At 58.1% G+C, this 5770-nt stretch carries 6 protein-coding genes; 4 read left to right on the forward strand and 2 right to left on the reverse strand.

Annotated features, from left to right (window positions below):
• Window positions 1–253: hypothetical protein (locus WA354_RS19565; protein WP_472814702.1), on the forward strand; the 253-nt coding region annotated here is incomplete at its 5' end.
• A gap of 99 nt (window positions 254–352) precedes the next feature.
• Here WA354_RS19565 and ftsY read toward each other — a convergent pair.
• Complete coding sequence (ftsY, locus tag WA354_RS19570; RefSeq protein ID WP_472814703.1) at window positions 353–1357, reverse strand: signal recognition particle-docking protein FtsY; 1005 nt, start codon at window positions 1355–1357, stop codon at window positions 353–355.
• A 157-nt stretch (window positions 1358–1514) separates the two neighbouring features.
• Between ftsY and WA354_RS19575 the strand changes: the two genes are divergently transcribed.
• From WA354_RS19575 to WA354_RS19585, 3 genes are all read left to right on the forward strand, one after another.
• Window positions 1515–3743, forward strand: coding sequence for an alpha-amylase family glycosyl hydrolase (locus WA354_RS19575; RefSeq protein WP_472814704.1), 2229 nt, complete (start codon window positions 1515–1517; stop codon window positions 3741–3743).
• Between the two features lie 131 nt (window positions 3744–3874).
• Window positions 3875–5056: an exo-alpha-sialidase gene (locus WA354_RS19580; RefSeq protein WP_472814705.1), complete on the forward strand. Its 1182-nt coding sequence runs from the start codon at window positions 3875–3877 to the stop codon at window positions 5054–5056.
• Window positions 5057–5125: 69 nt separating this feature from the next.
• The gene (locus tag WA354_RS19585; RefSeq protein WP_472814706.1) at window positions 5126–5440 is read left to right on the forward strand and encodes a MoaD/ThiS family protein; all 315 of its coding nucleotides are present in this window, start codon (window positions 5126–5128) and stop codon (window positions 5438–5440) included.
• 34 nt (window positions 5441–5474) lie between these two features.
• On the opposite strand, the gene WA354_RS19590 is transcribed toward WA354_RS19585, so the two are convergent.
• A partial coding sequence (locus WA354_RS19590) for an NAD(P)H-dependent glycerol-3-phosphate dehydrogenase (protein WP_472814707.1) occupies window positions 5475–5770 on the reverse strand: 296 nt, incomplete at its 5' end.

Genomic DNA, 5770 nt, shown 5'->3' on the forward strand with positions numbered 1-5770 from the left:
GGATGGACCTGGCATGCAAGCAAGAAGCCTGCGGATTGGTATCGGTGTGGCACTTCTCCTGGTTGGATACATGATGGGGATGCACACTTCAACCTCAATTCATGCGGAAATGAAAGTAACTGTACCAACGGGTTATGGAAAAGTTGTCGCAGGCGATAGCTCTTCGCTCTGGTTCGAAGACTCAGCCGGCACGCTTCGGCAGGTCAACATACCAGCCGGTAATACGATTTTCACCATCACTCGACAAAGATGAATTTCTGTGGGGGGAGTCTCCGGGGGAGTCCTCACTGACCGTCCGTCCTCCCCCGTTATTCCGGCGGCGGCTCTTTAATGCAGAACGGGGATCTATTCGTTATCCCAGCAGCGCGTCGACAAAGGCTTCGGGGGAGAACTCCAGCAAGTCGCTCATCTGCTCGCCTACGCCTACAAACCTCACGGGGAGATTAAGTTCGCGCGCGATGGCTACGGCGATACCGCCCTTTGCTGTTCCGTCAAGCTTGGTGAGGACGATGCCTGTGGCGCCGGCGGACTGCGTGAACTGGCGGGCCTGCTGAAGACCGTTCTGGCCGGTGGTGGCGTCCATGACGAGCAGAACTTCGTGCGGTGCGCCGGGGATGAGCCTGGATGCTGTGCGGCGCATTTTGTCGAGCTCGTCCATGAGTCCGGACTTGGTGTGGAGGCGTCCGGCGGTGTCAACGATGAGTTCGGCAATGTTGCGGGCTTTGGCGGCGCTGGCTGCGTCGTAGAGGACCGCGGCGGGATCGCCGCCCTGACGGGTCTTGATCATTTCGACGCCACTGCGACCGGCCCAGACTTCAAGCTGTTCTATTGCTGCGGCGCGGAAAGTGTCGGCGGCGCAGAGGAGCACAGATTTGTCCTGCGCGCGATACCATGCGGCGAGCTTGCCGCTGGTGGTGGTTTTGCCGGTGCCGTTTACGCCGACGAGGAAAGTGACTTTGGGCGTCACTGAGGGGTTTGCGACGGGGCGCATCGGAGCTTCAAGAATTCCGCGCAGTTGGGTCTTCAGCAAGTCGCGCAGTTCAGCGCCGCCCTCAATGGCTTGTTTGCGGGCGCGTTCGCGCAGAGCTTCAAGAATCTCGGTCGTGGTCTGCACGCCGATGTCGCTCATAATGAGTGCGGTTTCGAGTTCTTCGAGCGATGACTCGTCGACCTCGCGGGTGAGCGCAACTATCTCGTTAATACGCGAGGAAAAGGTTTCGCGCGTGCGCGTCACTGCCTCGCGCATACGTGAAAAGAAACCTGATTTCTGGCCTGGCTCCTCTGCGGCGGCTTGCGCTTCCTGATCTTTCTTCTTGTCTTTCGGTTCTTCGTCGTAGCCGGTAAATAGCGTGATCATTGCGAATGTATCCAGTCTTGAGTCTAGAGCATTGCACACTTCGGCGCGAAATCCCCGGCAGAACTGCTGTCATTTCAACGAAACGCATTCCGGCTCTTGTGCACTAGGATGTTAGGGAATCAGGGCTGCAAGTTCTGAAGTGTTGGAGGAGAGCGCCATGAGGAACGTCCAACAGAACTCCATCTTCGTTACGATCTTTCTTGCTTTTGTCCTGGCGGCATCGGGGGTCGGTCAGAATCCCCCGGTTCCGCCGCCGATTCCTGCTGTCAGTGACATTCACCAGGGGTTCATCTACCAGATCGTTACGGACCGTTTTTTCAATGGCGACAGCAGTAACGATGATCCTTCGCAGAGTGCGGGGGAATTTGACTCCAAAGGATTCACGACGCCGGTGAATTGGCGTGATTACTGGGGCGGCGATCTTGCGGGGCTTACGCAGAAGCTGGCGTATCTGAAGTCGATGGGGGTAGCGGCGATATGGATTTCGCCGCCGATCGACAATGCGAACAAGCCGGACGGCGGAGGCGCGAGCGGATATCACGGTTACTGGCCGCGCGACATGATGCGGATCGAAGAGCACTTTGGCGATGCGGGAAATAGCTGGGCTGCATTCGACCAACTTAGCGCGGCGGCGCATGCGAATGGGATCAAGGTAATTGTGGATTTTGTGGCCAACCATACCAATGACATTGGCGTGGGGGAGAACGGAGCGCTCTACAACAACGGCGTAAAGGTGACGGACTATTCGAGCGATACCGGGCTAACTCCGTACTATCACCACACGCCGAATATGTCAGACTTCGAGGATCGATACCAGTTGCAGTACGACACGCTGTTCGGGTTGGCCGATCTGGACCAGACGAATCCGTGGGTGGACAACTACATCAAGGCGGCGGTTGCGCAATTGCTGGCGCATGGCGCAGATGGCTTTCGCTTCGACGCCGTAAAACATGTGAACTGGGGGTGGGAGTACAGCCTCGAGAATTCAATTGCTAACTGGACAGGACCGAAGACATTGCCCACCGCGGCCGAGAGGCCTTTTGTATTTGGTGAGTGGCTTGAGGGGGCGGGCGATCCGCTATATGCCGATTCAGTGAAGTTTTCGAACCGGAGCGGGATGAACCTGCTGGATTATCCGCTTTACGGGCCGGTTGTGGATGTGTTTGCGAAGGGGAAGAGTTTCAAAGAGATTGACAGCGAATTGGAATTCGAAGCGTCGGGCGATTCAAGCAGAAATGCGAAGGGCTTCGCACAGCCGAACGATCTGGTCACCTTCTTTGACAACCACGACAATCCGCGGATTCAGTCGATGGGCGCGGATGCGATGGCGGTGAAGCAGGCGCTGGCTTTCATCTTCACGTGCCGCGGCGTGCCGGTGGTGTACTACGGCGACGAGCAGTATCTGCATAACGACACTGGTGGCGGCAACGATCCTTACGACCGCAATGCGATGACCAGTTTTGGCACGACGGATGCGGTCACTCTGATTCAGTATCTGGCTGCATTGCGGGCTTCGAATCCTGCGATTGCCTATGGGACGATGCAGCAGCGCTGGATTAACGACGATGTCTACGTCTACGAACGCAGGCTTGGCGACAATGTAGTGCTGGTGGCGATCAACAAAAGCGGGACGAACGACCAGGCGATCAGTGGACTCCTCACTTCACTTGCTCCGAGGTCGTATTCCGATTATCTGAATGGGACGATGGGCGGGGTCGGTCTGACGGTTTCTGCCGCAGCAGTAGGAAATAATCCGGCGGCCGATTTCACGATTCCGCATCGCAGTGTGTCGATCTGGGTGGCTACGGCTGGGGCGGTACTTGCGATTGGAAGTATCACGCCGCGGGTTGCGAATCCGGGAGCTTTGGTGACGATCAGTGGTACGGGCTTCGGGACGACAGCAGGGGCGGTACATTTTTCGGCGGGTGGAGTGCAGAAGAAGGCCACAGTGGTGCGATGGAGCGATGGGGAAATCACCGCGACTGTACCGAAACTTAACGGCGGACCGGCTCAGGTGACGGTCACTCGAGGGTCAAGTACTTCTGGTGCGGCTCCATTCTTCGTTTCCACGGGCAACTTGGTTCCAGTGAACTTCTCTGTTGCGGGTGTGCCGGTGCTCGCCTCTGGCGACGTGGTGATGCTGACGGGCAACGCGGCAGAGCTGGGCAGCTGGTCGACTACGTGGAATGGCGCGGACGGGCCTGCGGTTATTCCGGCTGTGGGATCGGCGCTTCTCACGGCGTCGGTGTCTGCAGGCAGCAAAGTTGAGTTCAAATTCTTTGTGTTGCATCCGAATGGATCGGTGGCCTGGGAAGGCGGTGCGAATCATGCTTACTCGATTCCGTCTGCCGGGGTGGGCGCAATCAGCGTGAGTTGGCAACAATGATTCGCCGCATCGGCAGAAAATGCGACCGGATCAAAACATTTGCACAATTTTTGCTTGAATTGGTGAGAGGGGCTGCGGAAGAATTTGCAGACGGCCCGCGAGTCCCCAATGCATTCGCGGGGGAGGAAACGATGAGTCAAGTACGTGTATTGGTTGGAACCAAAAAGGGAGCGTTCATCCTTACATCGGATGGGAAGCGGGACAAATGGGACGTGAGCGGCCCATTCTTCGCGGGGTGGGAGATTTACCACATGAAGGGCTCGCCGGTGGACCTGGAGCGCATTTACGTTTCGCAGACCAGCGGATGGTTCGGCCAGCTTTTGCAGGCGTCGAACGACGGCGGGAAGACCTGGTTCCAGCCTGGCGTGAAGCCGGAAGACGCGGGTCCGCCTGTCTTTCCGGCGAAGGCGTCGAATCGCTTTGTATACGACTCGTCGGAGCAGAGCGGCACGCCCTTGACGACACACCAGTGGTATGACGGCACACAAAAGCCATGGGAGTTCAAGCGCGTGTGGCACGTTGAGCCTTCGCTGACGGATGCGAATACTGTTTACGCGGGCGTGGAGGACGCTGCGATCTTCCGATCGAGCGACGGCGGCGAGAGTTGGCGCGAAATGCCGGGACTGCGCGGACATGGTACCGGTCCTGACTGGCAGCCAGGCGCGGGAGGGATGTGCCTGCACTCGATCATTCTTGATCCGAGCAATCCGGATCGCATTTACATTGCGATTTCGGCGGCGGGAGCTTTTCGCACCGATGATGGCGGCAAGACTTGGAAGCCGATCAACAAGGGGCTGTACTCGAAGTACATTCCTAATCCAACCGCAGACGTGGGGCACTGTGTGCATCACATTGCGATGAATCCGAAACGGCCGGGAACGCTTTTCATGCAAAAGCACTGGGACGTCATGCGCTCGGACGATGCGGGCGACAACTGGACGAAGATCAGCGGCAATCTGCCAACCGATTTTGGTTTTGTCATCGACATCAATTCAAACGAGCCGGACACGGTTTACGTGGTTCCGATCAAGAGCGACTCGGAACATTTTCCGCTGGACGGCAAGTTGCGCGTGTATCGCAGCAAGAGCGGCGGCAATGAGTGGGAGGAACTCGCGAAGGGGCTGCCGGAGAAGGACTGCTACGTGAACGTGCTGCGCGACGCGATGGCCGTGGACAAGCTGGATAAATGCGGCGTGTACTTCGGCACCACTGGCGGGCAGGTGTATGTGTCGCCGGATGGAGGCGACCAGTGGAAGGCAATTGTGCACGATCTGCCGGCGGTACTGTCGGTTGAAGTGCAGACACTGGCGTAACCACCTGCGGTGGGGCAGACGCGCCTTCGGCGCCCCACTCAGCAGAAATGAGAGATGCAATAACTGGCGATGCCCGACTCGGTCCACAATGTTCGCGTGCAGATTCCGTATCATCTGCGGAATCTCGCACGCGTTGATGGAGATGTGACGCTGGAGATTTCAGGTCCGGTCACGCTGCGGTCGGTGCTGGATGCGTTAGAGGCGCGATATCCGATGCTGTGCGGGACCATTCGCGAACACGATACGCTCAAGCGGCGGCCGTTTCTGCGGTTCTTTGCGTGCGAAGAAGACTTATCGCACCAGTCACCCGATGCGCCGTTGCCGGAGTCGGTGGCCGATGGGAAGGAACCGCTGCTAATCATTGGAGCGATTGCGGGGGGATAGGGAACGGAACAGTTAACTTCGCCGGTTTGGTGGGTTAGTGTTCCCCCTTGCCGGGGCGTAGCATCAATTCGCGGATGGCTTCCCGTGGATCTTTACCATGTTCGAGAATCATTTCCATCTGCTCAGTGATGGGCATTTCAATCTTGTGCTGGCGAGCGAGGCCCAGGGCGGCACGGGAAGTCAGCACGCCTTCGGCTACTTTGCCTCCCAGGCTCTCAAGGATCTCGGGGAGCTTTCGACCCTGGCCTAGCGCCTGGCCTACGGTGCGGTTGCGGGAGAGTGACCCGGTGCAGGTGAGCACCAGGTCGCCGATCCCGCTGAGGCCGGCAA

Source organism: Occallatibacter sp. (assembly GCF_049802275.1).
Classification (GTDB): domain Bacteria; phylum Acidobacteriota; class Terriglobia; order Terriglobales; family Acidobacteriaceae; genus Telmatobacter.

Excerpts from the sequence above, each read along its gene's own strand:
- ftsY (WP_472814703.1), bottom strand. The coding sequence starts at position 1,357 with ATGATCACGCTATTTACCGGCTACGACGAAGAACCGAAAGACAAGAAG.
- WA354_RS19575 (WP_472814704.1), top strand. The coding sequence starts at position 1,515 with ATGAGGAACGTCCAACAGAACTCCATCTTCGTTACGATCTTTCTTGCT.
- WA354_RS19580 (WP_472814705.1), top strand. The coding sequence starts at position 3,875 with ATGAGTCAAGTACGTGTATTGGTTGGAACCAAAAAGGGAGCGTTCATC.
- WA354_RS19585 (WP_472814706.1), top strand. The coding sequence starts at position 5,126 with ATGCCCGACTCGGTCCACAATGTTCGCGTGCAGATTCCGTATCATCTG.